Genomic DNA, 22,943 nt, shown 5'->3' with positions numbered 1-22,943 from the left:
CTCTCTCTCTTCAGGGGTGGGTAGATTCGATGACGTCGACGCAGGCCGCCAGGGCGGTGGCCCAGCCGCCGGAATACGCGCCGGAGCTGTAACCGCCTGGCGCGGCGCAGTCTTCGCGAAGCTGTTCCTCGCTCAGGTGCTCCCAGCCGCGGTGTTCCACGGACACCCGCGTCAGTGCCGGACCGAGCGAGGTGAACGCCAGCTCGACCTCGGTCGGCTCGGGGGTGTTCAGCCACGACATGACGAACCGGCTCGGGGGTTCCCACACCGCGAGTCGACCCCATTCGGCGGTCGTGCCGTCGTCCCAGGTCTCATAGACCCGGCCGCCGGTGTACTCGTCGATGGTCACCGTCCGTGCCCGGTCCCCGCCGATCGACATCGGCTGCAGCGGCCACCAGACCCCGATGGTCCGGACGAAGGTGGTGAAGACGTGGTCGAGATCGCTGCGTACGGTGGTGGATTGACGTATCGGCGGTCGCCGGAGCGGGAGAACGGCACCGCCATCGCGACTCCCGGCGTCGTCGACCTCGCGTTCACCCGGCACGGTTCACCTCGTCGTCGGTCAGTCCGCGTTCGGCCTCGACCAGTTGGCGCGCGACGTCGAGAGATGACGCCCACATGGTGTCGAGCAGGTCGCGTAGTCGGTCGATGCCCTCGGGTCGGGCGCGGTAGATGCGTCGGGTCCCCTCGCGGCGCTCGGCCAGCAACCCGGCGTCCTTCAACACCGTGATGTGCTGGGAGATCGCGGTGCGGCTGACGTCGAACCGGGCGGCGATGTCGCCCGCGGACAGCTCCTCGCCGGAGACGAGTTCGAGGATGGCGCGGCGACGGGGCTCCGCCATCGCGCGCAGGGCCTCGTCGACGCCCGGGGACTTGTCGGTCACGCCCAGAGTCCGATCGAGTTGCCGTCGGGGTCGGCGAACATGGCGAATCTGCCGTACCCATCCGGGAGGTCCGTGGGCGGTATGAGTGCCTTGCCGCCGAGCGTCTCGGCCCGGTCGAGGGACGCCTGCAGATTATCGACGCGCATGTAGACACTCACCCCACCGGTCCCGCCGGGTTCGGACACGGCGCCGATGCCGCCGGAGACGGCGCCGTCACCTGCGCCGGTGTCGACGAGCGAGTATTCCGGGCCGGAACTGTCGTCGATGGCCCAGTCGAACAGATCGCGATAGAACGCGGTGAGACGGGTGGGGTCATGCGAGGTGATCTCGAAGAATGCGACTGGTGCTCCCATGAGGACTCCTTGTGCCGGAATGTGTCGGTAATGGCTAACGTTAGCGAAGTCTGACGGAAGACGCAAGGGCGTGGAGAGCCATGACCGGTCTCGGCCTGTGCCCTAGAGTCCAGCCATGGGTGTCGCACTGTCGTCGGAGGTCGTATGCGGGATTCGGTGAGCCACGACCGGCCGTGGCGGCGCTCGGGTGCTTTCCGCTACGGCCTGCGGCGGGTGCGGAACGCCGTGCGCCCGCCGGTGACCGTCTACCCGGCACCCGATGACATGATCAAGGACGCCGATGTCCCGGTGGTGATGCGCGACGGGGTCGCCCTGCGGGTCAACGTGTATCGACCGGTGGGGGATGGTCCGTTCCCGGTCCTGCTCTCGGCGCACCCCTACGGCAAGGACGCGCTGCCGGTCCGGACGTGGTTCGGCTGGAAGATCAATTTCCAGTACCGGATCATGAACCAGCCTGCGCCGGTCCGCATCTCTAGTGAGACCGGTTGGGAGGCGCCCGATCCCGCGGTCTGGACATCGCGGAGCTACGTCGTCATCAATGCCGACCTGCGCGGCGCGGGGACCTCGGAGGGAACCGGATCGCTGCTCTCCGACGCCGAGGCCCTCGATGTCCACGACCTGATCGAGTGGGCCGGCCGGCAGTCCTGGTCGACCGGAGCGGTCGGCATGCTGGGCGTGTCGTATCTCGCGCTCTCGCAGTACAAGGCGGCAGCACTTCACCCGCCCCACCTCGCGGCGATCTGTCCGTGGGAAGGGTTCACCGACCTCTACCGCGACTTCATGAAGCCCGGTGGAGTCGACGAGAGAGGGTTCTCCCGCATCTGGGCTCTCGTCACCCGGAAGGCCGCCCGGTTGTCGGAGGACATCGGTGCCGAACGCCGCCGCCACCCCCTGCGAGATGACTGGTGGCAGAGCAAGACACCGAATCTTACGGCCATCGAGGTGCCGATGCTGGTGTGCGCCAGTTTCTCCGACAGCAATCTGCACAGCGCGGGTTCGATGCGTGCGTTCGAGCGGGCCGGGTCGGCTCACAAGTACCTGTACACCCACCGCGGACCGAAATGGGCGACGTTCTACAGCGACGACGCGGTGGCGACCCAGCACGCGTTCTTCGACCGACACCTGCGCGGGGACACGACCAGGACCCTGCCACGGGTCCGCCTCGAAGTCCGGGGGTCGCGGACCGAGGTCACCGATGTACGCGAGGAACATGAGTGGCCGCCGGCGGCGACCACGTGGACCGAACTGCTACTCGCCGACGGTGATCGTCTGACCCGGGTCACCGGGGGAGGCGTGGCGAGTGGTTCGTCGGTTCTCGACCTGCGCGGGGCCGGGCTGGCCTACGACCTTGCCATCGATTCTCATCTCGAACTCCCCGGACCGATGAGTGCTCGACTATGGGTCAGCCTGCCGCGCGGTGGGGATGCGACGTTGTTCGTGGCAGTGGAGAAATGGGCCGGAACGCGGTGGGTCCCGTTCGAGGGTTCATACGGATACGGCCGGGACCGCATCGTGACGGGTAGGCAGAAGCTCTCCCTGCGAGCACTGGACCGCGATGCATCGTCGGTGGCCCGGCCGGTGCACAGCTTCGACCGCGTTCAGTTGCTGGAGCCCGGTCAGATCGTGGAGATAGAGGTCGGACTCGGTTCGTCGGCAACATCTTTCATGCCCGGCGATCGCCTGCGGCTGGTGCTCGCGGGACGGAACATCGACCGGGGCAACCCGTTGACCGGACATTTCCCCGCCCGCTATCAGACCGGTCCCCGCGGAACGTGTCGGATTCATCGGGGCGGAGATCATCCCTCGATGCTGACGGTGCCGCTGATCGAGGCGACGAATCCGGCGGCCGGTCTGAATCCGTGACGACAGCTGAGGAGAGTACGTGGTGACGACCGAACCCCCGACCTGGCTGCTACTGCCGGGAACCCCGCTGTCGCCGGCGGTGTGGGACGGCGTGCGTGCCGAGCTGGCCGAGTACGGACACGTGATCACGCCTGCGATCAGCCCGCCGCCGGGTTATGCGGATGACGATCTACCCGCGCGGCTCGCCGCCGGGGTCGCGGAATCGGTTGCGTCCGAGGCGCCCTGGCATGTGGTGGGACATTCCTTCGGCGGACAGGTGGCCCTGGAACTCGCGATCCGGCGCCCCGAGCTCGTCTCCCGCCTGACGCTGCTGTGCACCCGAGACACGCCCTTCCCGGCATTCGACGCTGCGGCAGCCGCCGTCGAGGCCGACACCGTCGATGTCGACGGCACACTCGGACGCTGGTTCAGCGCAGACGAATTGCGCAACGATGGACCGGTCGTCCGCTACGCTCGCGAAGCCGTGGCCGCCGCGGACCACGCGTCCTGGGCGTCGGCGCTGCGCGCGATCGCCCACTTCGACTGTTCGCAACGCACCGCGTCGATCTCGTGCCCGGTGACCGTGGTCGCGGCCGAACACGACACGGTGTCCGACGTCGCCTCCATGAGAGCCATGCATCAGCGGATACCGGGATCGGACTTCATCGTCTGCGCCAGGGCCTGGCATATGAGCATCTTCGACGACCCGGCCGCGGTGGCGCGAATCCTCCTCTGACGACCGACGAATCTCGACCGTCGGGCTTCAGGTCGCGTCGGCGATGATCTGCCGCTGGGCCGTGAACATCTCGGCCAGATTGTTGCTGACCGTGGTGTCCATCGCGGGCGGTGCGTCGTCAACCGTGTTGTGCGTGACCGTGAACGATACGCCCCGCTCCTCGCCGACCACGATGATCCCGGCGAGGTGAACCTCGATCGCACCGACCTCGTACTCGCCGGTCATCCGGACCGCTTTGTAGTCACCGTCGATCGGCAGCTCGACCTTCTCGAGCGCGAGAGTGACCGGGACGTCGCCGTCCTCGAGGGTCAGCGTGAAAGACGAACAGGCGGAGACGATCTCGTCGAACTCGTCGTAACCGTTGTCGGCCGGCTTGGTCACGTCGGCACTGTAGTTGTCGAGACCGAAGAGTATCTCGTTGGAGGACGAGGTCTCGGTGAGCTCGCGCTCCGCGCGTTCGTTGCCGGTCTGCTGAGACTGGACCAGCGTCGCACACTTCTCGTTGTCCACGGTGCTGCCGTCGTCGTCGGTACTGCCCGTCTCCGTGCTGAATTCGCCCGTGATGTCCGGGAACTGGTCTTCGGGCAGCACCAGTTGGAGGGCCGAGGCGGTCGGGATCGACGGTTCGTCGTCGCCACCACCGCGCAGGGTCAGCGCCAGCACCACCGCCACCACGACGATCAGTACGAGGACCAGTCCGCCGCCGCCGATGAACCACCACTTCTTGCTCCCGCTCTTGGCCGGCGGGGGCGGTTGCTGACCGAACGGCTGGCCATACGGTTGTTGAGCGTACGGATGCTGGCCGTAGGGTTGCCCGCCATAGGGCTGTTGGCCGTACGGCTGCCCACCGTACGGGCCCGGGTTCGGCGGCTGGCCGGGAGCCGGCTGCGGACCGCCGGGTTGGTGACCGCCAGAAGGCGGCCATCCGGGTTGCTGCGGCCCCTGCGGACCCATGGCGGTCGGCTGGTTGGGGTCGTAGGGACTGCCCACGGTCGGCTCCTCTTGGTCGGTGACCTCGGGAGATTACCGCGCTTCGGTGGGGGCATCGCCGGGTTTCATGCGACCGAATGAGCGACGTCCGGCAGACGGGTCCGGACGTTCACATGAGCGCGGGCGGTGAGTATCTCGGTTCGTACAGCGTGATCTCTCCGGCACCGGGGACCTTGACCCGGACAGTCACGCCCCAGCCCTCATCGGTCGGGGTGCCCGCGAACTCGGCGCCTCGGCCGGCGAGTTCGCGCATGGTGGAGTCGAGATCGTCGCACATGAACGACACGTCGAACTTCTGATCGGTGCGCCCGGCGCTTCCCTCGTGCTCCCAGGCATTCGGGTGGGCTCCGAGTTCGCTGGGACCGGTCTGGAAGATCAGCCAGCCGCCGCCCGTGTCGACGTGCGGGAAGCGCAACACGTTGCGGAAGAAGGCGCGGGCGGCGTCCGGGTCGTCGCAGTAGATCAGTGTGTGCACCGCGGTGATCATGGCGATCAGAGTAGTCCGGCCGCGGGAGTCGAACCGGCGTTGTTCGCAGAAGCCCGAACCGGCTCCCAGCGCTGAATCTCCGTCCCCGTGAGTCGGCGCGAAGGGCAATATACCCTTCAAACCTGTTGAGGGGGAGGCAAATTCGCTGGGAGGACGATCCCGCGCCGGTTGCTGGCCCTTCGTGGCTCGTCGCTAACGCTCCTCACACCTCCGGGAGCAGGGCTGGGACCTGCGGGTTTACAGTCTTTCGGATGAGGCAGTAAGGGGAAGGTCAGCTCACCGCCTTGGCGACCAGCGTCGCGATGGTCTTTTCCGCCTCGGTGTCCAGGGTGCTGACCGCGAACGACGTCGGCCAGAATCCGCCGTCGTCGAGGTTGGCGTTCTGGGTGAACCCGAAGGTGGAGTACCGCTCCTTGTCGTCGTGCCCGCTGCGGAAGAAACACACCACCTTGCCCTGCGACGCGTAGGCCGGCTGTCCGTACCAGAGTTTGGGCGCGAGGTCCGGCGCGGTCGCGGTGACGATCGCGTGGATGCGTTCGGCCATCGCGCGATCGGCCGGGTCCATGGTCTCGAGCTTCGCGAGCAGATCGAGTTCCTCGGCCGCCTTCTTGTTCCCGCGCCCGCGGGTCTTCTCCTTCTCGAGTTCCGCGGCGCGCTCCTTCATCGCGGCCCGTTCCTGATCGGAGAATCCTCCAGAGCTGCCCATTCGCGTTCCCTTCGCGGTCGACGGCCTCGGGGCCGAGGCAGCTCTCACGGTAGTGCGCGGCGGGTCTAGGGGCTTCTCGATTCCGAACCGGTCACAGGTCTCGACGCGGACTCACACCCGCCCTCGCAGGATCGCGTTCCAGTACAGGCGCGGGAGGGCATATCGGTCGAAGGCCCACGCACTCCGGCGCGGTTTGAGCGGGTCGATGACCGACGGCAACGACGACGTGATGGTCCCGTCGCGGTCGAACTCGGCGGCGATGAGATGATGTGCGTCCGTCGCGATCGGAGCGACGGTGTACCCGTCGTAGGCGGTGAGCTCCTCGCCGGCCCGCGCGGCCGCGATGTTGTCGGCGAGCACCGAGATCTGCCGTCGCAACCCGCCGCCCGACGGGTCGGTCGCGATCGCGGCGCCGTCACCGGCTCCCCAGATGGACGGATGGGTGCGGTGACGCAGCGTGTGGGGATCGATGTCGACGAGCCCCCGGCCGCGGGCGCCGGCCAAGCCCGAGTCGGTCACCAGGTCGGCGCCTCGGAAGGGCGGGACGAGGTGCAGCATGTCGTAGTGCACGTCCTGGGTGGCCGAGCCGGTGACCACGGTGACCCGGCGATCGACCGGATGTAGTCGTACCGAACTGTCGAGCAGCACGCGGACGCCGAGTTCGTCGAGGCACTCCAAGAGGCGGGCGTCGAGGGCATCGACGCCGAGCAGATGGGGCCGGTCTACGGTCAAGGTGATGTCGAGCGACTCGAGGATTCCTCGACGCCGCCAGTGGGCGGCGGCCAGGAACAGTGGTTTGAGTGTGGTCCCGGTGCAGCTGACCGGCGGACGCGGGACGGTGAACACCGCTCGCCCACCCCGTGGCATCGAGGTGACGAGATCCCAGGTCTGTTCGGCCCGGTCGAGATAATTGCTGGCCACCGCCGGGTCGGCGATCGCGAGTTCGATCCCCGGCATCGCGTCGTGATCCGGTACTAGTCCGACGGCCAGGACGAGGTCCCGGTAGCCGATGTCGGCGCCCGAGGCGCAGCGGATTGTCCGCTTTCCCGCGTCGACGACGACGGCGGTGTCGCGCAGCCACGTCACCCCGTCCGGCGTCACCGATCGCTGCGTGCGCTCGGCGTCCTGCAGTGTCGCCTGACCTCCGCCGACGTAGGAGAGCAGTGGGCGGTAGGTGTGGACGGCCTGCGGTTCGATCACCGCGACATCGGTGACGCCCAGACGCAGCAGTCGCGCCGCCGCGCTGAGGCCGGCGTTTCCGCCGCCGACGATGACGACGTCGAAGTGTCGGGTCTCGCGAGATGAGGTCATGCGGGTCAATACCCGGCCGGGCGGTCGGGAAAACCGGGGGAGCCGGCTGTGCCGGGTGCCGGGGCCGCCTCGGCCGGGTCCTCGTGGTCCGGGCGCTTGGTGCGACCATGGACCGATGACCGCCACGCTCGTCGCCAAGGACGTCGCCGGGGGATATGCCCACCGCGTCCTCTTCGACCACCTCGATCTCACGGTGGCACCCGGCGACGTGATCGGCTTGGTCGGTGCCAACGGTGCCGGGAAGACGACGCTGCTGCGGGTACTCGCCGGTGATCTCGCGCCCCTGGAGGGGACGGTGACCCGTGCACCGTCCGACGCTTTCGTCGGATGGTTGCCGCAGGAGCACGAACGGGTTCCCGGTGAGGTGGTGCGCGCGTACGTCGCCCGCCGGACGGGGTGCGCGGCGGCGACGGCGGCGATGGACGCGGCGGCGGACGCGTTGGCCGACCCCGACGCCGCGGCGCCGGGAGATCCGGCCGAGACGTATGCGGCCGCGCTCGACCACTGGTTGGCCACCGGGGCGGCCGATCTCGACGAGCGGTTGCCCGCGGTCCTCGCCGACCTCGGGCTCGGCGACGGCGTCATCGACCCGGACGCCACCCTGATGGCGGATCTGTCCGGCGGCCAGGCCGCCCGGGTCGGGCTCGCCGCGCTGCTGTGCTCGCGGTTCGACATCGTGCTCCTCGACGAACCGACCAACGACCTCGATCTCGACGGTCTCGCGCGCCTGGAGGAGGTCGTGGCCGGCATGCGGGGCGGCGTCGTCCTGGTCAGTCACGATCGAGAGTTCCTCGCGCGCAGCGTCACCCGGGTGCTCGAACTCGACCTCGCGCAGCACACCAACACCGTGTACGGCGGCGGCTACGAGAGCTACCTCGAGGAGCGTGCCGTCGCCCGCCGTCACCGTCGCGAGGAGTACGAGGAGTTCGCGGCCAAGAAGGCCGACCTCGTCGCACGCGCTCGGACCCAGCGTGAGTGGTCGAGTCAGGGTGTCCGCAATGCCATCCGGAAAGCGCCGGACAACGACAAGATTCGACGTCGCGCCGCCACCGAGTCCAGTGAGAAGCAGGCGCAGAAGGTCCGGCAGATGGAGAGCCGGATCGCTCGGCTCGACGAGGTCGCCGAACCGCGCAAGGAATGGGTTCTCGAGTTCACCATCGGGTCCGCGCCGCGCTCCAGCTCGGTGGTTGCCACCCTCAATGAAGCGGTTGTGCGACAGGGGGATTTCGTGCTGGGCCCGGTGTCGTTACAGGTGAACGCCGGCGAACGCATCGGCATCACGGGCCACAACGGTGCCGGCAAGACGACGCTGCTGCGGCTACTACTCGGTCGCGTCGTACCCGACGAGGGGACCGCGCGACTCGGTGCCAACGTCGCGATCGGCGAGATCGACCAGGCGCGTGGCCTGTTCACCGGTCCCCGGCCGCTGGCCGAACGGTTCGAAGCGCTGGTCCCCGAATACTCCACCGCGGACGTGCGAACGTTGCTCGCCAAGTTCGGGCTGCGGGCCGATCACGTGGACCGGCCGGTCGGAGAGCTGTCACCCGGCGAACGCACGCGGGCCGGACTCGCCCTGCTGCAGGCGCGGGGCACCAATGTCCTCGTCCTCGACGAGCCGACCAACCACCTCGACCTGCCGGCCATCGAGCAACTCGAGTCCGCCCTCAATTCCTACGACGGCGCAGTGCTTCTCGTGACCCACGATCGGCGCATGCTGCAGAACGTGCGCGTCGACCGGCACTGGGACGTCGACGGCGGCCGGTTCAGCGAGCGCTGAGATCTCTCAGCCCGCGAGCCGGGTGTCTACCCCACGCACGTCCGCCGGCAGATCCTCCTCGGCGCTCCCGAGCCCGAGGTGCTCGCGCAGGGTCGTGCCCTCGTACTCCGTGCGGAACAGGCCGCGGCGCTGCAGCTCTGGGACCACGTAGTCCACGAAGTCGTTGAAGGTGCCCGGGGTCTGCGCACTCGACACGATGAACCCGTCGGCCTCACCGCCGGTGAAGGACTCCTCGATATGGTCCGCGACATCGGCGGCCGTGCCGACGAACTGCGGCAGCAGGACTCCCTGGGCGTAGAGCTTGCCGATGTCGCGGAGGGTGAGACTGTCCCGCTCGGAGAGGCGTCGGGCGACGTCGAACAGCCCCTGTGTTCCGCTCACCTGGACGTCTTCGACGGGAGCGTCGAGATCGTAGGCGGAGAAGTCGTGGTCGGTGTGAACCGACAGCGTGATCAGGCCGGAGATCGGATCGGCGAGTTCGTTGTGGAACGCCTGCTTCTCCCGGGCGATCGACTCGGTCTCGCCGATGAACGGGATGAACGACGGGAAGATGTTGACGTGGTCGGGATTTCGGCCGAAGTTCACCGCCCGCGACTTCACGTCGTCGTAGTAGGCCCGGCGTCCCTCCGGGGTCGGGTCGATCTCGAAGATCGCCTCGGCCCACCGCGCGGCGAAGTCCTTGCCGGTGTTCGACGATCCCGCCTGGATGAGTACCGGGCGATGCTGCGGTGAGCGGGGCTGGTTCAGCGGACCCCGCGTGCGGTAGTGCGTGCCTTCGTGGTCGACGGTGTGGATCTTCGACGGATCCGCCCAGACGCCGGACTCCTTGTCGGCGGTGACGGCGTCGGCATCCCAGCTCGACCACAGCTTGATCGCCGTGCTGACGAACTCCTCGGCGCGCACGTACCGCTCGTCGTGTCCGACGTGGTCGTCGAAGCCGAAGTTCTGCGCCTCGGCCTGCGACAGCGACGTCACGATGTTCCACGCGATCCGTCCACGGGTGAGGTGATCGAGGGAACCGAAGACGCGCGCGAGTTCGTAGGGGTGAAAGTAGGTGGTGGACTTGGTGACCGCGATGCCGAGCCGGGTGGTGACGGCGGCGATGCTCGCCGCGACCAGGCTCGGATCGATCGTCGCCGCGGCCTGGGTGCCGCGCCGGAAGGGTTCGGACTGGTCGCCGCCGAACCGGACCGGTGCGGCGAGCAGGTCGGCGAAGAAGGCGAAGTCGAACTTGCCGCGTTCGAGGATGCGGCCGACCCGGTGGTAGTGGTCTGGCCCGAAGTAGTCGGTCTCCGACCCGGGATGACGCCATGCGGCGTGCGAATGGGTGACGGGGGAGGCGATCAAGAAACCACCGAGGTGGAGCTGACGGGTCACGGATGATGTCCTTCGGTCTGGGTCGCCGGAGCGAGTCGGGGAGGTGCCGCCACGGGCAGGGAGGTGATCGGGACAAGTCAAGGCGCGCCGAACGCCGAGGGCGAGGGTTGAGCCCGCCGTGATCGCAACAGACCCTTGACATACAACCAATTGGTTGTATGTTTGAGGCGTGGCCGAGAACGTAGGCGAACCGACAGACGAGGACCGGGCCGACGCCCTGTTCCACGCGCTGTCGGACCGCACCCGTCGTGACATCCTGCGACGCGTGCTCGCCGGCGAACACTCGGTCTCGGTGCTCGCCGCGAAATACGACATGAGCTTCGCGGCGGTACAGAAGCACGTCGCCGTCCTGGAGAAGGCCGGTCTGCTCACCAAGCGTCGTTCCGGACGCGAGCAGCTGGCCAGCGGCGATGTCGCGGCAGTGCGTTCGGTGGCCTCGATGCTCACCGAGCTCGAAGCGGTGTGGCGTGGTCGTATCGCCCGCATCGACGATCTGCTCACGCTCGAATCACCCTCACCCACAACCACACCGGAGGAATGAACAATGCCTGTCATCGATGTGACACCCGACCTGGACGCCCGGACGATCACCATCAACGCCGAGTTCGCGGCCCCGATCGAACGGGTGTGGCAGATCTACGCCGATCCGCGTCAGCTCGAGAAGATCTGGGGCCCGCCCACCTATCCGGCGACCGTCGTCGACCACGACCTGCGCCCGGGTGGCAAGGTCACGTACTACATGACCAGTCCCGAGGGCGAGAAGTTCGGCGGCTACTGGAAAGTCGAATCGGTGGACGAGCCCACCGGCTTCACCTTCCTGGACGGCTTTGCCGACGGGGACCTCAACCCGATCACCGACATGCCCGAATCCCGCAATTCCTACGCATTCACCGAGACGGACGGTAAGACCGTCGCCACCTTCATCAGCACCTACGACTCGGCCGAGGCGTTGCAGAAGGTGCTCGACATGGGAGTCGTCGAAGGTGCGTCGTCGGCGGTCAACCAGATCGACGAGTTCCTCGCGGCCTGAGGGTCACAGGTTCGAGTTGAGCGTCGGAAACCCCTCGGGCAGTTCGGCGGCCGGGCCACCGGCGCCGGACCCCGTGGGCTCGACGTCCAGCCCGTGCGTGTAGGCGGCCATCGAGATCGACCCGGCGGCATGGCCGTCCACGAGCAGATCCAGCGGGGCGTCTCCGGCGAGTCCGGCGATGTACAGCATCGGTAGATAGTGGTCCGGGGTCGGCACGGACTTGTCGAAGTCGGGATGTCCGTCCAGACTCAGCACACTCGACGGCTTGTCCAGCAACACCTCTCGGGCCGCGTCGTCGAACCGGTGGGCCCAGTCGAATCCGCTGTCGGGCTTCGCGAAGTCGACCGCGCGTAGGTTGTGCACGATGTTGCCGCTGCCGATGATCAGCACACCCTGGTCGCGGAGCGGGGCGAGCCGGCGGCCCAGTTCGTAGTGGTGCTCGTAGTCCTTGAAAGCGTTGAGCGACAACTGGAGTACGGGTACGGACGCATCCGGGAACGTGTGCACCAGCACCGACCACGTCCCGTGGTCGATACCCCAGCTGTCGACGTCGTGACCGCACCACGTGGGTTTGACGACATCGGAGACCATGTCGGCGACATCCGGGTCGCCCGGGGCAGGGTACTCCACGTCGAAGAGGTCCTGCGGGAAACCGTAGAAGTCGTGGATGGTCCGCGGCCGTGGCATCGCCGTCACGGCGGTGGCGTTGGTGTACCAGTGCGCCGAGATCACCAGGATCGCTCGCGGTTTCGGCACCGATGCACCCAGAGCGGCCCAGGCCTCGGTGTACTTGTTGCGCTCCAGGGCGTTCATCGGGTTGCCGTGACCGATGAACGCGACCGGCATCGTCCCCGAGCTCGTCGCGTCTACCGCTGACATCGTCGCCTCCTCCGGCCGATTGCGGACGGAGTCGACGCTACTCCGGAATCGACGAAGTCGCCGACAGGGGTTCGGCGCCCGTGAAAATTCGACAATGCACAAGCGCTGGTCAATGCTGATTGCCGCGGTCCTCGCGATCGTTCTGGCGGCGTGCGGCACCGGGGGCGGTGCCGAACCCGCGTCCTCGTAGGCGTCGTCGTCCAACCCGCAGCAGGCGGCGCAGATCGAGTAGATCGTCGAAGGACTGATGGAGTCCCAACACCTCAAGTCGGTGATCGTGCGTGTCACCGACGACGGCCAGGAGGTGACCACCAAGGCGTTCGGCGAGTCGCAGACCGGTGTACCCGCCACCGCGGACATGCACTTCCGCAACGGGTCGGTCGCCATCGCCTACGTCGCGGCGGTGCTGTTGCAACTCGTCGACGAGAAGGCGGTCGCCCTCGACGACATCATCGCGACATGGGTGCCCCAGATCCCCAACAGCGACCGGGTCACCCTCCGGCAACTGGCGACGATGACGTCGGGGTACCAGGACTATGTGCTCGGCAACGACGCGTTCGAGATCGAGGAGCTGACGAACCCGTTCAAGGCGTGGACGACCGACGAGATGTTGTCCTACGCGGTGAACAAGCCGCTGCTCTACGCGCCGGGGACGAACTGGAGCTACGCGCACACCAACTACGTGATCCTCGGCCTCGTGCTGGAGAAGATCACCGGTGAATCGGTCGCGGATCTACTCCGGCAGCGGATCTCCGAGCCGCTCGACCTCGACAACACGGTGTCGGATCTGACGGCGGTGATCCCGGAACCCGCACTGCATGCCTACTCGTCGGAACGCCGCGGGATTCTGAACCCTCCACCGTCGACGCCGTTCTACGAGGAGACGACCGGCTGGAACCCGTCGTGGAGCATCACCCGCGGTGCGATCCAGACGTCGAACATCTACGACGTCGAGGCGACGGCCCGGAAACTCTTCGCGGGGGAGGCGCTGTCGGCCGAGGGCTACGACACCATGGTCTCCACCCGGCTTCGCGGCGTGGCGCGTCCGCTGGCCGGTTGCTCGACGTGCCGGCCGATGAACGAGGAGTACACCTACGGCATGGGAGTCGTGCTGACCGGCGGCTGGATCGTGCAGAACCCGTTGTTCAACGGGCTACGCGGCGGTCGTCGGGTATCTCCCGTCAGAGAAGATCGCCATCGCGGTGGCGGTGACCTACGACGCCGAGGCGTTCGGTCCGGACGGCTCGTACGCCAACGGCGGCAATCCGATCTTCGCGCAGATCGGCGCCCTGATGGCCCCCGACTCCGCGCCACCGATCCCGCGGAACTGACGCCGCCGCGAGCCCCGGCCGTCGTGCTGCGAAAACCCACCCAGCGCGGGTGCCATAAGGTGGCAGGTATGGTCGACCGCCTCCCCGACGACGATCTACGGGTCGGAAACCCGGAACGCGAACGGGCCGTGACTCTTCTCAACGACGCCTTCTCGTCGGGATATCTGGAGATCGCGGAGTTCGAGGACCGGTCCGGTCTGGTGTACGCCGCCAAGACCCGCGCAGACCTGCGAGCCGTCCTGGAACACCTGCCGAACGCCGGTCGCCTGTTCAACGAGCCGGGCCAGGCCGTAGCCGCGACCCCGGCCGTCGCCGTCCCTTCGGCCGGGCCCGTGCACCTCGCGGCCGAGTGGGAGACGGTTCGACGCAAGGGCACGTGGCATGTTCCGCCGTCGACGCTGGTCACCGGCAGCATGGGCACCGTCGACATGGACTTCACCCATGCGACGTTCCCCGGGCCGTCGGCGATCCTGCAGCTGCAGGTCTCCATCACCACGGTGAAGCTCCGGATCGGCCCCGATCAGGAGATAAGGTACGGCGACCTCCAACTCTCCGGATGGTCGAAGGTGAAGGACAAGGCCGGCGCACCGACGCGTCCGGGCGGACCGGTGATCGAGCTGACGGGGTCGGCGTCGGGGATGACCGGCATCGTCATCAAACGGAGCTGACGCATCGAACGGTATCGACCGGGGCTGACCGCTCGCCGTTACGCGAACGCTGGGCGGGTTTCCTACTTGTGCTCACGTTGAACTCAACGGTGTCGCGAGTGTTTCCCGATTCGTAACGTTGCCGCACGTGGCCGACCGAACACTCAGTATCAGCGCGCCCGGCGATCCGCGGGCGGTGGACCCGGGGTCGTCCGACTCCCCATCGGCCAAGGCGGGCCGGTCGTGCCGGCTGCACACCATCCTGCGCGCGCTGTCACCCATCGCCGTTCTCGTGCTCTGGCAGGTGGGCAGCGCACTGGGGATCATCCCGCAGGACAAGCTGCCCGCACCGTCGCTGATCGCCGAGGCCGGGTGGGAGGTCCTGAACAACGGACAACTCCTCGACGCCATCGCGGCGTCGGCGCAGCGGGTCGCGATCGGACTGACGATCGGCGTCGCGGTTGGGATCGGTCTGGGCCTGCTGGTCGGCCTGAGCAAGTTCGCCGACTCGGCCATCGACCCGAACATGCAGGCTATACGCGCACTTCCGCTCTTCGGTCTGATCCCGTTGTTCATCCTGTGGTTCGGCATCGGCGAGATGCCCAAGGTGCTGCTCGTGTCCCTCGGCGCGCTGTTCCCCCTCTACCTGAACACCTCCGCCGCGATTCGCCAGATCGACGGCCGCCTGGTGGAAACCGCTCGCGTGCTGGGCTTCTCGCGGCTGACCACCATCCGCGATCTCATCATCCCGGGTGCCATGCCGCAGATCCTGGTCGGTCTGCGCCAGGCCCTGGCGATCGCATGGCTCAGCCTCATCGTCGCCGAGCAGATCGCGGCCACGTCCGGGCTGGGATACCTGATCAACAACGCGCGCGACTTCCTGCGCACCGACATCATCTTCTTCGGCCTGATCGTCTACGCCGCACTGGGTTTGATCACCGACGCCATCGTGCGTGCGCTGGAGCGCTACACGACCCGATACCAGAACCGGTGACGCCCCCAACCCGCACATCCCGAGTCCAGGAGGCCCTACCATGACCGCCATCGCCACCCGCGATCTCGAGGTCCCGTCCGCCGACGACCTGGTCGACCCCGCCGGATACGCCGCGGAAGTCGAGAACGCGAGCCTGAGCTACGGGGACAATCTCGTGTTGCGGGACGTGACCCTACGGGTCGGGGCGCACGAGATCGTCGCGCTCATCGGACGCAGCGGCAGCGGCAAGTCGACGCTGCTTCGCCTGCTGGCGGGCCTGTCGCAGACCGAGTCGGGTAGCGTCCGGACCGCCGGTCACCCGGCGGTGTCCTTCCAGGAACCGCGACTCTTCCCCTGGCGCACCGTCTTACAGAACGTCGCCTTCGGCCTCGTGCGCGAGAAGGTCGGCAAGTCACAGGCCCGCGAACGCGCGCGCCGCACCCTCGACGAGGTCGGCCTGAGCGACAAGACGGCTGCGTGGCCCGCGCAACTCTCGGGTGGTCAGGCGCAACGGGTCTCGCTCGCCCGTGCGCTCGTGGCCCGTCCGCAACTGCTGCTGCTCGACGAGCCGTTCGGCGCACTCGACGCCCTCACCCGACGCACGATGCACGAACTGCTCATCTCGCTGTGGCGCGACAACGGGTTCGGTGCACTCCTCGTCACCCACGACGTCGACGAGGCGTTGCGGCTGGCCGACCGCGTCGTCGTCCTGGCCGGTGGCGAGATCGTCGAAGACCTCACCGTGCCCCGTCCACGTCAGGCCGGCGACGTCGATGATCTCGACTCCGAGATCCCGCGCCTGCGAGCCGAATTGCTGACCGCACTCGGCGTCGCCGATCCGGCGCGCTGACCCTCCCGTTTCCTGACCGAAAGCCGATCTCGATGACACACCACCATCTTTCCGTGCGCGCATCCCGGCCCCGACGGCGCCGTGTGCTCGCCGCCGTGCTGGCCACCGCCGCCCTGACCCTGGGCCTCGCCGGCTGTGTCCAGCGGGAGGACACCGCCGAATCGATCGCAAACGAGACGGTCGACGTCGCCTCACTGCAGGACCTCACCCTCCGTGTCGGAGACCAGAAGGGCGGCACCGAAGCGCTGCTGCGCGCCTCGGGCGAACTCGAGAAGCTCCCGTTCACCGTCGAGTTCTCCACCTTCACCTCCGGCCCGCCGCAGATCGAGGCCGCGACCGCAGGCAAGATCGACTTCGCGGTCACCGGGAACACGCCGCCCATCTTCGGCGCCGCCGCGAACGCGAAGGTCAAGATCGTCACCGGGTACGCGAACAACGCCAGCGGCGACGCGATCCTGATCCCGGGAACGTCGACACTGGCCTCGGTCGCCGACCTCAAGGGCAAGAAGGTCGCCGTGGCGAAGGGCAGCTCGGCCCACGGACATCTGCTGCTGCAACTGAACAAGGTGAATCTGACCCTGGGGCCCGGCAAGGACGTCGAACCGGTCTTCCTTCAGCCCGCGGATGCGTTGTCCGCGTTCACCTCCGGGAACGTCGACGCATGGGCGATCTGGGACCCGTACACCGCGATCGTCCAGCTCGAGAACAACCCGAAGACGCTCGTCACGGCCGAAGGCGTCTCGAACGGTTACGGTTTCGGGATCGCGGGCGACGAGGCGCTGGCCGACCCGCGTCGCAACACCGCGGTACGGGAACTGGCGCTCGGGATCGCGCGGGCCGCCAACTGGGCCAAGGCCAACCCGGAAGAGTGGGCCGAGCAGTACTCCGCCGAGGTCGGGATCGACCCGCGGGCCGGCGCGATCGCCCAGGGCCGCAGCCTTCGACCCGCGATCGCACTCGACGACAGCGTCGTGGCGTCGGAGCAGGAGCTCGCCGATGCCTTCGCCGACTCCGGGCAACTCCAGGGGCAGGTCGATTTCGCAAAGTTCGTCGACAACCGCTACGACGAGGCCCTGGCACCGCTGTTCGGCACGCCCCAGTCCTAGTGGTGCGAGAAGGGAACACGCCCATGAGCCATTTCCATTGGTTTCTGCCGACCGCCGGTGACAGCCGCGGGATCGTCGGAGCCTCACATGCATCGGCGACGAAACGGCACCCTCCGGGTTACCGTGCGCCAGACCTGCCGTACCTGATCGATGTCGCACGCACCGCCGATCGGCTCGGCTACGAGAGTGTCCTGACCCCGACCGGAACCTGGTGTGAGGACGCGTGGCTGACCACGGCCGCCGCGATCACCCACACCGAGCAGTTGACCTTCCTCGTCGCATTCCGCCCCGGGCTGATCTCGCCGACCCTGGCCGCACAGCAGGCGGCGACGCTCCAGCGATTCTCGGGTGGACGGATCGCGGTCAACATCGTGACCGGCGGTGACGAGGTCGAGCAACGCCGGTTCGGTGACTGGGTCGACCACGACCGCCGTTACGCGCGCACCGACGAGTTCGTGCAGATCGTCGACCGGCTCTGGTCCGGTGAGACCGTCGACTTCGACGGAGAGTTCTACCGGATCGCCGGGGCGTTCCTCGCGGATCCGCCGACCGATCCACCGCGGATCTACTTCGGCGGGTCGTCGGACCCGGCACTGACCGTTGCGGCCTCGCGTGCCCAGGTCTACCTCACGTGGGGCGAGCCGCCAGCGGTGGCCGGAGAGAAGATCGCGGAGGTGGCGCGACGCGCCGAGGCGGTCGGCCGGTCGCTCGAATACGGTGTGCGGCTGCATGTCATCGCCCGCGAGACCTCCGAGGAGGCGTGGCGGGTCGCCGACACACTGCTGCAGGGGATCTCCGACGACGAGATCGAGACCGCGTTCGCCCTGCACTCGGTCTCGGACTCGACCGGTCAGCGTCGGATGGCCGAACTCCACGGCGGACGTCGCGATGCGCTCGAGATCCATCCCGGCTTGTGGGCGGGGGTCGGGCTCATCCGTGGGGGAGCCGGCACCGCGCTCGTCGGCAGCTACGACGAGGTCGCGGCGCTGATCGGCGAGTACGAATCCGAGGGCTTCTCCCACTTCATCCTGTCGGGCTATCCGCACATCGAGGAAGCGCACTGGTTCGCCGAAGGCGTGCTGCCGGTGATCCGAGACCGGGTCGACGCCCTGAGCTGACAGCGTTCTGGACCGCTCGGGCCCCCACCGGGACAGCTCAGCGGGCGAGCCACTCCGACAACCGGTCCGACGACCATGTCGTGACGATCCGGTCGGGGTCGATGCCGTGGTCGACGGCCCGCCGCGCGCCGAGGATCTTGAAGTCGAGTTGCCCGGGTGCGTGGGCGTCGGAGTCGATCGCGAACAGGCAGCCCGCGTCGTCGGCGATCTCGATCAGTTCGTCGGGCGGGTCGACCCGCTCCGGACGGGAGTTGATCTCCACGATGGTGTCGTGGGCCGCGCAGGCGGCGAACACGGCCTCGGCGTCGAAGGTCGAGGGCGGGCGGTGGCCGCGCCCGCTCAGCACTCGCCGGCCGGTGCAGTGGCCGAGGACGTGCACCCGTGGATCAGAGACCGCGGCGATGAGCCGGTCGGTCATGGCGTCGTGCGCCATGCGCAGATTGGAGTGCACGGACGCGGTCACGACGTCGAGCCGGGAGACCATCTCGTCGGTCTGATCGAGCGTGCCGTCGTCGAGGATGTCGATCTCGATTCCACGGAAGAGACGAAAGTGGCTGCTGTGACCGGTGTTCCAGTTGTCGATCGCCTCGATCTGGGCGGCGAGCCGTTCCGCGCTCAGTCCGTTCGCGACCGTGAGGCGCGGCGAGTGGTCGGTGATCGCGAGCCAGTCGTGGCCGGAGGCCTCCGCAGCCGCGGCCATCTCGTCGATGGGCGCGCCGCCGTCGCTCCAGTCGGTGTGGGCGTGCAGGTCGCCGACCACGGCCTCGACGAGGCCCTCGGCGCCGTCGGGGGCGAGGGGTGGATCTTCGCCCTGCAAACGTGCGAGGTACCCCGGTAGCTCACCGTCGGCGGCCTCGGCGATGACCGCCGCGGTGGTCTTGCCGATTCCCTTGATCGCGGTGAGAGTGCCGGCGGCAGCCCGCGCGTGTAGCGCGGACGGGTCGAGTCCGGCGGCCGCCTGCCCGGCGCGGCGGAAGGCCTCCACGCGGTACGTGCTCTCCCGACGCCGCTCGAGCAGCCACGAGATGCGCTCGAGTGCGCGAATCGGGTCCACCGGAGCCGACAGCGGGGTCAGGGGCCTCATCGGCGAACAGCCCTTTCAACGCCTGTTGCCCGGCACGCGAAAGGCGGCCGGGCAACAGGTCTCATGTGTGATGACGGTCAGGTCTGACCGATCAGTGTGCGGCTTCGAAGGCCTCGATGATGCTCTGTGGGATGCGACCGCGATCACTCAGTTCGTAACCTTCGCGGATGGCCCACTCGCGAATCGCCTTGGTGGTCTCCTTGTTGCGTCCGCCCCCGGTCGCAGTCGACGCCGTTGCGGTGCGCTTGGTCACGCGACCGGTCTGGCGGGAGATGTCGAGGTACTTCGACAGCGAATCGCGGAATTGCTGCGCGTGCTTCGACGAAGTGTCGAACTCGTAGTTCTTTCCATCGAGTGACCACCGGACGGTTTCGTACTGATCCAGCACCTTACCGTCGAGATCGTCGATGACCTGAACGATTTCCTTTTTCGCCATGAATTGCTTGTCCCCTCGAATTGTGTCATCCGACCAAGACGGACGTGCAAGGCCCGAAAACCTGCGTCCCCCCGTTTTGATCTATTCCAACTGTGCACAGCTTAGCCTCAAACCATGAGTACTTGCTGAGAACCCCCGCCTAGACCATAAATCATTGAATAGCGTTAGGGAAGTCGAGACACGTCCGTTTGTTGACAAGTCGGATCCATGCTGGTCTCGACGGCGGGTTACGCGCAGTGGCGGTCCGGTTCGAAGTAGGTGTGGTCTAGCTCGTGGGCACAGTCCCGGTCGTCCGCCGGGACGATTCGTCCGATTCCTCGGGCGACACGCTCACCAACGCTTCGGGCGCCCGATCTGCTGCATAGATGGTTTGGTAACCGTTCGGGGTGATTGCGAATCCTGATTGAGAACGCGATTCGAGACAGAACATTCCGACGGTCTCAACGAGACAAGAGAATCGTGATATCGAAATTGTGCGACCGAAGTCGACAATCGAACTGCGATACAGAACGGGATATCGATTGGCGCACGCACCGCGCTGCGGTCCATCCGGTCCCAGGACGGCATAATCGCGGGCCCAGTCACAGGCGCCCGAGTCGGACGACGGGCGTTCCGCCGAGGAATCGTCGTCCGCATCCTCATCGATCCGACAGGCGAGGGCCGACGAACCGTTGGTACCGGTCGAGCAATTCACCGCCCGATCCGGCGTCGAGAAATGGAAACCGGACGAGTCCTGCAGCGGCGAATCCTCCGTCACCGAGCCCTGGTGGAAACGCGAGTTGTCGACGCGTGGTGCCATTGCGACGACTCGCCCGATTGTCCAGTCGGGCAGATTCCGCGCCGAGTCCTCGCCGGTGGTCGATGTCGTCGACGAGGACTCGATTTCGGTCACCGTCGACAACTCGTCGGTGGGCGGAATGACGATTCGGGACGGGCCGGAGTCCGACGGCAGGGAGCATCCGGCGAGTGCGACCGAAACGGTCAGAGTCCCGATTGCCGCGGTTGCGCAGATCACGCGCAGAAATCGGCGGTCGCGGGACCGTGATGTGGATTCGGGGCGGGGTCGCCGATTTCCGTACCCTTGCACTGTGCCGACCCCCAAGATCGTCTTGTTCTACGTCTTCGTTCCGCTGCCCGATCCCGAGGCCATCCGGTTGTGGCAGCTGGCGGTGTGCGAGTCGCTCGGGGTCCGGGGCAGGATCATCGTGTCACGCCACGGGATCAACAGCACCGTCGGTGGCGACATCGCCGCGGTCAAACGCTACGTCAGGACGACCCGCGCGTACCCCGGGTTCGCGGGGGCGGACATCAAATGGTCCGACGGCACGGGCCGGGACTTCCCGCGGTTGAGCGTGCGCGTCCGGCCCGAGATCGTGACCTTCGGGGTTCCGGACGAGATCGAGGTCGACGAGAACGGGGTCGTCGGCACCGGAACCCGGCTGAGTCCGGAGCAGGTGCACGAGCTCGTGGACGCCCGCGGCGACGACGTGGTCTTCTTCGACGGGCGCAACGAGATCGAGGCAGAGGTCGGGCGATTCGCCGACGCGGTCACGACCAAGGCGCGGACCACCCGGGACTTCGTGCCGTTGATCGAGAGCGGCGCGTTCGATCATCTCAAGGACCGGCCGATCGTCACGTACTGCACGGGCGGCGTGCGCTGCGAGGTCCTCAGCACGGTGATGCGGAACCGCGGGTTCGCCGAGGTCTACCAACTCGACGGTGGCATCGTGCGTTACGGCGAGCGGTACGGCGACGACGGGCTCTGGCAGGGTTCGCTCTACGTCTTCGACGACCGCATGGGCGTGGAGTTCTCCGACCACGCGGAGGTGCTCGGCCGCTGCGTCGAATGCCGTCGTCCGACGAGCAATGTCGCCAATCACCCCGATCGGGACGGCCGCGACCTCGCCGTGATCTGTGCGGACTGTCTGGAACCCGACCGCCGGTGATGAGCGCTGCGAAGACCCCCGATCGCCGCGGTCCGGTTCCGGTCGTCGTGGTGGCCGGGTATCTGGGTTCGGGAAAGACGACACTGCTCAATCATCTGTTGCGGTCTGCCGGGCGCACCGGCACCCGTTTGGGCGTGCTGGTCAACGACTTCGGCAAGGTGAACATCGACGCGCTGCTCGTCTCGGCGCAGGCGGACGGCACGGTGAGCCTCGGGAACGGGTGCATGTGCTGCACCGTCGACACCGACGGCCTCGCGGACGCGCTCACCTCGCTGGTTCGTCCGAGCGCGGGGATCGACGCCATCGTGATCGAGGCGAGCGGGATCGCCGAACCCAAAGCGCTCATCCGGATGGTGACGTCGGTGGCGGACGCACGACTCCGCTACGGCGGACTGGTCTACGTGGTCGACTCCGCGCACGTCGAGGAGGTGCGCGGTACGCATCCGGAGCTGGACTCGCACGTCGCGATCGCCGACCTGGTGCTCGTCAACAAGGTCGACCTGATCCCGGATGAGTCCCGACGCGTCGTCGAAGAGCTTGTCGCACAACTCAATGCGACCGCACCGCGGGTGGCGACCCGGAATGCCGCGATCGATCCGGCGCTCCTGTTCGATGTCGTTCAGCGCGACGTCGCGCAGGCTCGGTCCGGCCAGATGGCTTTCGACGAGTTGCTGCTCGACGACGCGGGTCACGCTGACCACGAGCATCTGCACGCTGAATACGAGTCGGTGTCGTTCTCCAGTGACCGGCCGATGGATCCGCGGCGCCTGGCGCGATTTCTCGAACGTCCGCCCAATGGGTGTTTCCGGATCAAGGGAATCGTCCATTTCGACGAACCGAGGCATCGGCAGCGGTTCGTCGTGCACGGAGTCGGCGGCTTCGTGCGCGTGATGCGTGAATCCTGGGAAGGGCGGCGTCCGGCCACCGAACTCGTCGCGATCGGGCGCGGTCTCGACGAGGCGGCCGTGCGCGCCGAGCTGGAGGCCGCCGTCGCCCGACCGGAGGGCGCTGCGGACGAGAACGGCATCCTCGGAATCCTGCGGCACCTGGCGGACTGACCCGCGACACGCTCGACACGCC

24 protein-coding genes and 1 pseudogene are annotated in these 22,943 nt (G+C 67.5%); 13 read left to right on the top strand and 12 right to left on the bottom strand.

Annotated elements, in window-relative coordinates:
- Positions 1–10: 10 nt before the first annotated feature.
- From Q9R39_RS02740 to Q9R39_RS02730, 3 genes are read right to left on the bottom strand one after another with little or no spacing between them, the layout of a single operon-like run.
- The gene (locus tag Q9R39_RS02740; protein WP_058252450.1) at positions 11–544 is read right to left on the bottom strand and encodes a hypothetical protein; all 534 of its coding nucleotides are present in this window, start codon (positions 542–544) and stop codon (positions 11–13) included.
- On the bottom strand, positions 534–884 hold the full coding sequence (locus Q9R39_RS02735) for a helix-turn-helix transcriptional regulator (RefSeq protein ID WP_082652949.1): 351 nt from the start codon (positions 882–884) through the stop codon (positions 534–536). Before Q9R39_RS02735 ends, Q9R39_RS02740 begins: the two co-directional genes overlap by 11 nt.
- Positions 881–1,237 (bottom strand): VOC family protein, encoded by a 357-nt coding sequence (locus tag Q9R39_RS02730; protein ID WP_058252451.1) that lies wholly within the window; start codon positions 1,235–1,237, stop codon positions 881–883. Before Q9R39_RS02730 ends, Q9R39_RS02735 begins: the two co-directional genes overlap by 4 nt.
- A 144-nt stretch (positions 1,238–1,381) precedes the next feature.
- Between Q9R39_RS02730 and Q9R39_RS02725 the strand changes: the two genes are divergently transcribed.
- Both Q9R39_RS02725 and Q9R39_RS02720 read left to right on the top strand, forming a co-directional pair.
- Positions 1,382–3,100, top strand: coding sequence for a CocE/NonD family hydrolase (locus Q9R39_RS02725; RefSeq protein ID WP_058252452.1), 1,719 nt, complete (start codon positions 1,382–1,384; stop codon positions 3,098–3,100).
- Between the two features lie 22 nt (positions 3,101–3,122).
- Positions 3,123–3,815: an alpha/beta fold hydrolase gene (locus Q9R39_RS02720; protein ID WP_231742481.1), complete on the top strand. Its 693-nt coding sequence runs from the start codon at positions 3,123–3,125 to the stop codon at positions 3,813–3,815.
- Positions 3,816–3,842: 27 nt separating this feature from the next.
- Here the strand turns inward: Q9R39_RS02720 and Q9R39_RS02715 are convergent, their stop codons facing one another.
- The 4 genes from Q9R39_RS02715 to Q9R39_RS02700 form a co-directional block, all read right to left on the bottom strand.
- Complete coding sequence (locus Q9R39_RS02715) at positions 3,843–4,805, bottom strand: hypothetical protein (protein ID WP_058252454.1); 963 nt, start codon at positions 4,803–4,805, stop codon at positions 3,843–3,845.
- Positions 4,806–4,914: 109 nt separating this feature from the next.
- Positions 4,915–5,292: a VOC family protein gene (locus Q9R39_RS02710; RefSeq protein WP_058252455.1), complete on the bottom strand. Its 378-nt coding sequence runs from the start codon at positions 5,290–5,292 to the stop codon at positions 4,915–4,917.
- 271 nt (positions 5,293–5,563) lie between these two features.
- Positions 5,564–5,998 carry a DUF1801 domain-containing protein gene (locus Q9R39_RS02705; protein WP_165629763.1) on the bottom strand — a complete coding sequence of 145 codons (435 nt, stop codon included), beginning with the start codon at positions 5,996–5,998 and terminating at the stop codon, positions 5,564–5,566.
- A 111-nt stretch (positions 5,999–6,109) separates the two neighbouring features.
- Positions 6,110–7,309 carry an NAD(P)/FAD-dependent oxidoreductase gene (locus tag Q9R39_RS02700; RefSeq protein WP_137811009.1) on the bottom strand — a complete coding sequence of 400 codons (1,200 nt, stop codon included), beginning with the start codon at positions 7,307–7,309 and terminating at the stop codon, positions 6,110–6,112.
- Between the two features lie 115 nt (positions 7,310–7,424).
- On the opposite strand from Q9R39_RS02700, the gene Q9R39_RS02695 reads away from it, so the two are divergent.
- The gene (locus Q9R39_RS02695) at positions 7,425–9,086 is read left to right on the top strand and encodes an ABC-F family ATP-binding cassette domain-containing protein (protein WP_311277059.1); all 1,662 of its coding nucleotides are present in this window, start codon (positions 7,425–7,427) and stop codon (positions 9,084–9,086) included.
- 6 nt (positions 9,087–9,092) lie between these two features.
- On the opposite strand, the gene Q9R39_RS02690 is transcribed toward Q9R39_RS02695, so the two are convergent.
- Positions 9,093–10,463 (bottom strand): LLM class flavin-dependent oxidoreductase, encoded by a 1,371-nt coding sequence (locus Q9R39_RS02690; RefSeq protein WP_137811011.1) that lies wholly within the window; start codon positions 10,461–10,463, stop codon positions 9,093–9,095.
- A 169-nt stretch (positions 10,464–10,632) separates the two neighbouring features.
- Here Q9R39_RS02690 and Q9R39_RS02685 point away from each other — a divergent pair, with 169 nt between their 5' ends.
- Positions 10,633–11,004, top strand: a complete 372-nt coding sequence (locus Q9R39_RS02685; RefSeq protein WP_311277058.1) for a metalloregulator ArsR/SmtB family transcription factor — start codon at positions 10,633–10,635, stop codon at positions 11,002–11,004.
- 3 nt (positions 11,005–11,007) lie between these two features.
- Positions 11,008–11,493 (top strand): SRPBCC domain-containing protein, encoded by a 486-nt coding sequence (locus Q9R39_RS02680; RefSeq protein WP_137811013.1) that lies wholly within the window; start codon positions 11,008–11,010, stop codon positions 11,491–11,493.
- 3 nt (positions 11,494–11,496) lie between these two features.
- On the opposite strand, the gene ygiD is transcribed toward Q9R39_RS02680, so the two are convergent.
- On the bottom strand, positions 11,497–12,339 hold the full coding sequence (ygiD, locus tag Q9R39_RS02675; protein ID WP_396275639.1) for a 4,5-DOPA dioxygenase extradiol: 843 nt from the start codon (positions 12,337–12,339) through the stop codon (positions 11,497–11,499).
- A gap of 127 nt (positions 12,340–12,466) precedes the next feature.
- Here ygiD and Q9R39_RS02670 point away from each other — a divergent pair.
- The 6 genes and pseudogenes from Q9R39_RS02670 (at position 12,467) to Q9R39_RS02645 (ending at position 18,397) form a co-directional block, all read left to right on the top strand.
- A pseudogene (locus tag Q9R39_RS02670) lies at positions 12,467–13,703 on the top strand (serine hydrolase domain-containing protein).
- A gap of 68 nt (positions 13,704–13,771) precedes the next feature.
- The gene (locus Q9R39_RS02665; protein ID WP_311277057.1) at positions 13,772–14,371 is read left to right on the top strand and encodes a DUF1707 domain-containing protein; all 600 of its coding nucleotides are present in this window, start codon (positions 13,772–13,774) and stop codon (positions 14,369–14,371) included.
- 127 nt (positions 14,372–14,498) lie between these two features.
- Positions 14,499–15,344, top strand: coding sequence for an ABC transporter permease (locus Q9R39_RS02660; RefSeq protein ID WP_396275638.1), 846 nt, complete (start codon positions 14,499–14,501; stop codon positions 15,342–15,344).
- Between the two features lie 40 nt (positions 15,345–15,384).
- Positions 15,385–16,173, top strand: a complete 789-nt coding sequence (locus tag Q9R39_RS02655) for an ABC transporter ATP-binding protein (RefSeq protein WP_078113697.1) — start codon at positions 15,385–15,387, stop codon at positions 16,171–16,173.
- 32 nt (positions 16,174–16,205) lie between these two features.
- The gene (locus tag Q9R39_RS02650; RefSeq protein WP_311277056.1) at positions 16,206–17,279 is read left to right on the top strand and encodes an ABC transporter substrate-binding protein; all 1,074 of its coding nucleotides are present in this window, start codon (positions 16,206–16,208) and stop codon (positions 17,277–17,279) included.
- Positions 17,280–17,302: 23 nt separating this feature from the next.
- Complete coding sequence (locus Q9R39_RS02645) at positions 17,303–18,397, top strand: LLM class flavin-dependent oxidoreductase (protein WP_265969172.1); 1,095 nt, start codon at positions 17,303–17,305, stop codon at positions 18,395–18,397.
- Positions 18,398–18,434: 37 nt separating this feature from the next.
- Here the strand turns inward: Q9R39_RS02645 and Q9R39_RS02640 are convergent, their stop codons facing one another.
- From Q9R39_RS02640 to Q9R39_RS02630, 3 genes are all read right to left on the bottom strand, one after another.
- A complete protein-coding gene (locus tag Q9R39_RS02640) occupies positions 18,435–19,481 on the bottom strand; it encodes a PHP domain-containing protein (RefSeq protein WP_078113694.1) in 1,047 nt (348 codons plus the stop codon).
- 91 nt (positions 19,482–19,572) lie between these two features.
- The gene (locus tag Q9R39_RS02635) at positions 19,573–19,917 is read right to left on the bottom strand and encodes an Lsr2 family protein (RefSeq protein ID WP_058252466.1); all 345 of its coding nucleotides are present in this window, start codon (positions 19,915–19,917) and stop codon (positions 19,573–19,575) included.
- Between the two features lie 265 nt (positions 19,918–20,182).
- Positions 20,183–20,809 (bottom strand): hypothetical protein, encoded by a 627-nt coding sequence (locus Q9R39_RS02630; RefSeq protein ID WP_311277069.1) that lies wholly within the window; start codon positions 20,807–20,809, stop codon positions 20,183–20,185.
- Between the two features lie 196 nt (positions 20,810–21,005).
- On the opposite strand from Q9R39_RS02630, the gene Q9R39_RS02625 reads away from it, so the two are divergent.
- Positions 21,006–21,863, top strand: coding sequence for a rhodanese-related sulfurtransferase (locus Q9R39_RS02625; protein WP_058252467.1), 858 nt, complete (start codon positions 21,006–21,008; stop codon positions 21,861–21,863).
- Positions 21,863–22,921 (top strand): GTP-binding protein, encoded by a 1,059-nt coding sequence (locus Q9R39_RS02620; RefSeq protein ID WP_078113692.1) that lies wholly within the window; start codon positions 21,863–21,865, stop codon positions 22,919–22,921. The genes Q9R39_RS02625 and Q9R39_RS02620 overlap by 1 nt, the downstream gene beginning before the upstream one ends.
- Positions 22,922–22,943: the final 22 nt, after the last annotated feature.

It is taken from the genome of Gordonia sp. AC31 (genome assembly GCF_031844505.1).
GTDB classification, from domain to species: domain Bacteria; phylum Actinomycetota; class Actinomycetes; order Mycobacteriales; family Mycobacteriaceae; genus Gordonia; species Gordonia hongkongensis.
This window is presented reverse-complemented; position numbering and strand designations above follow the sequence as displayed.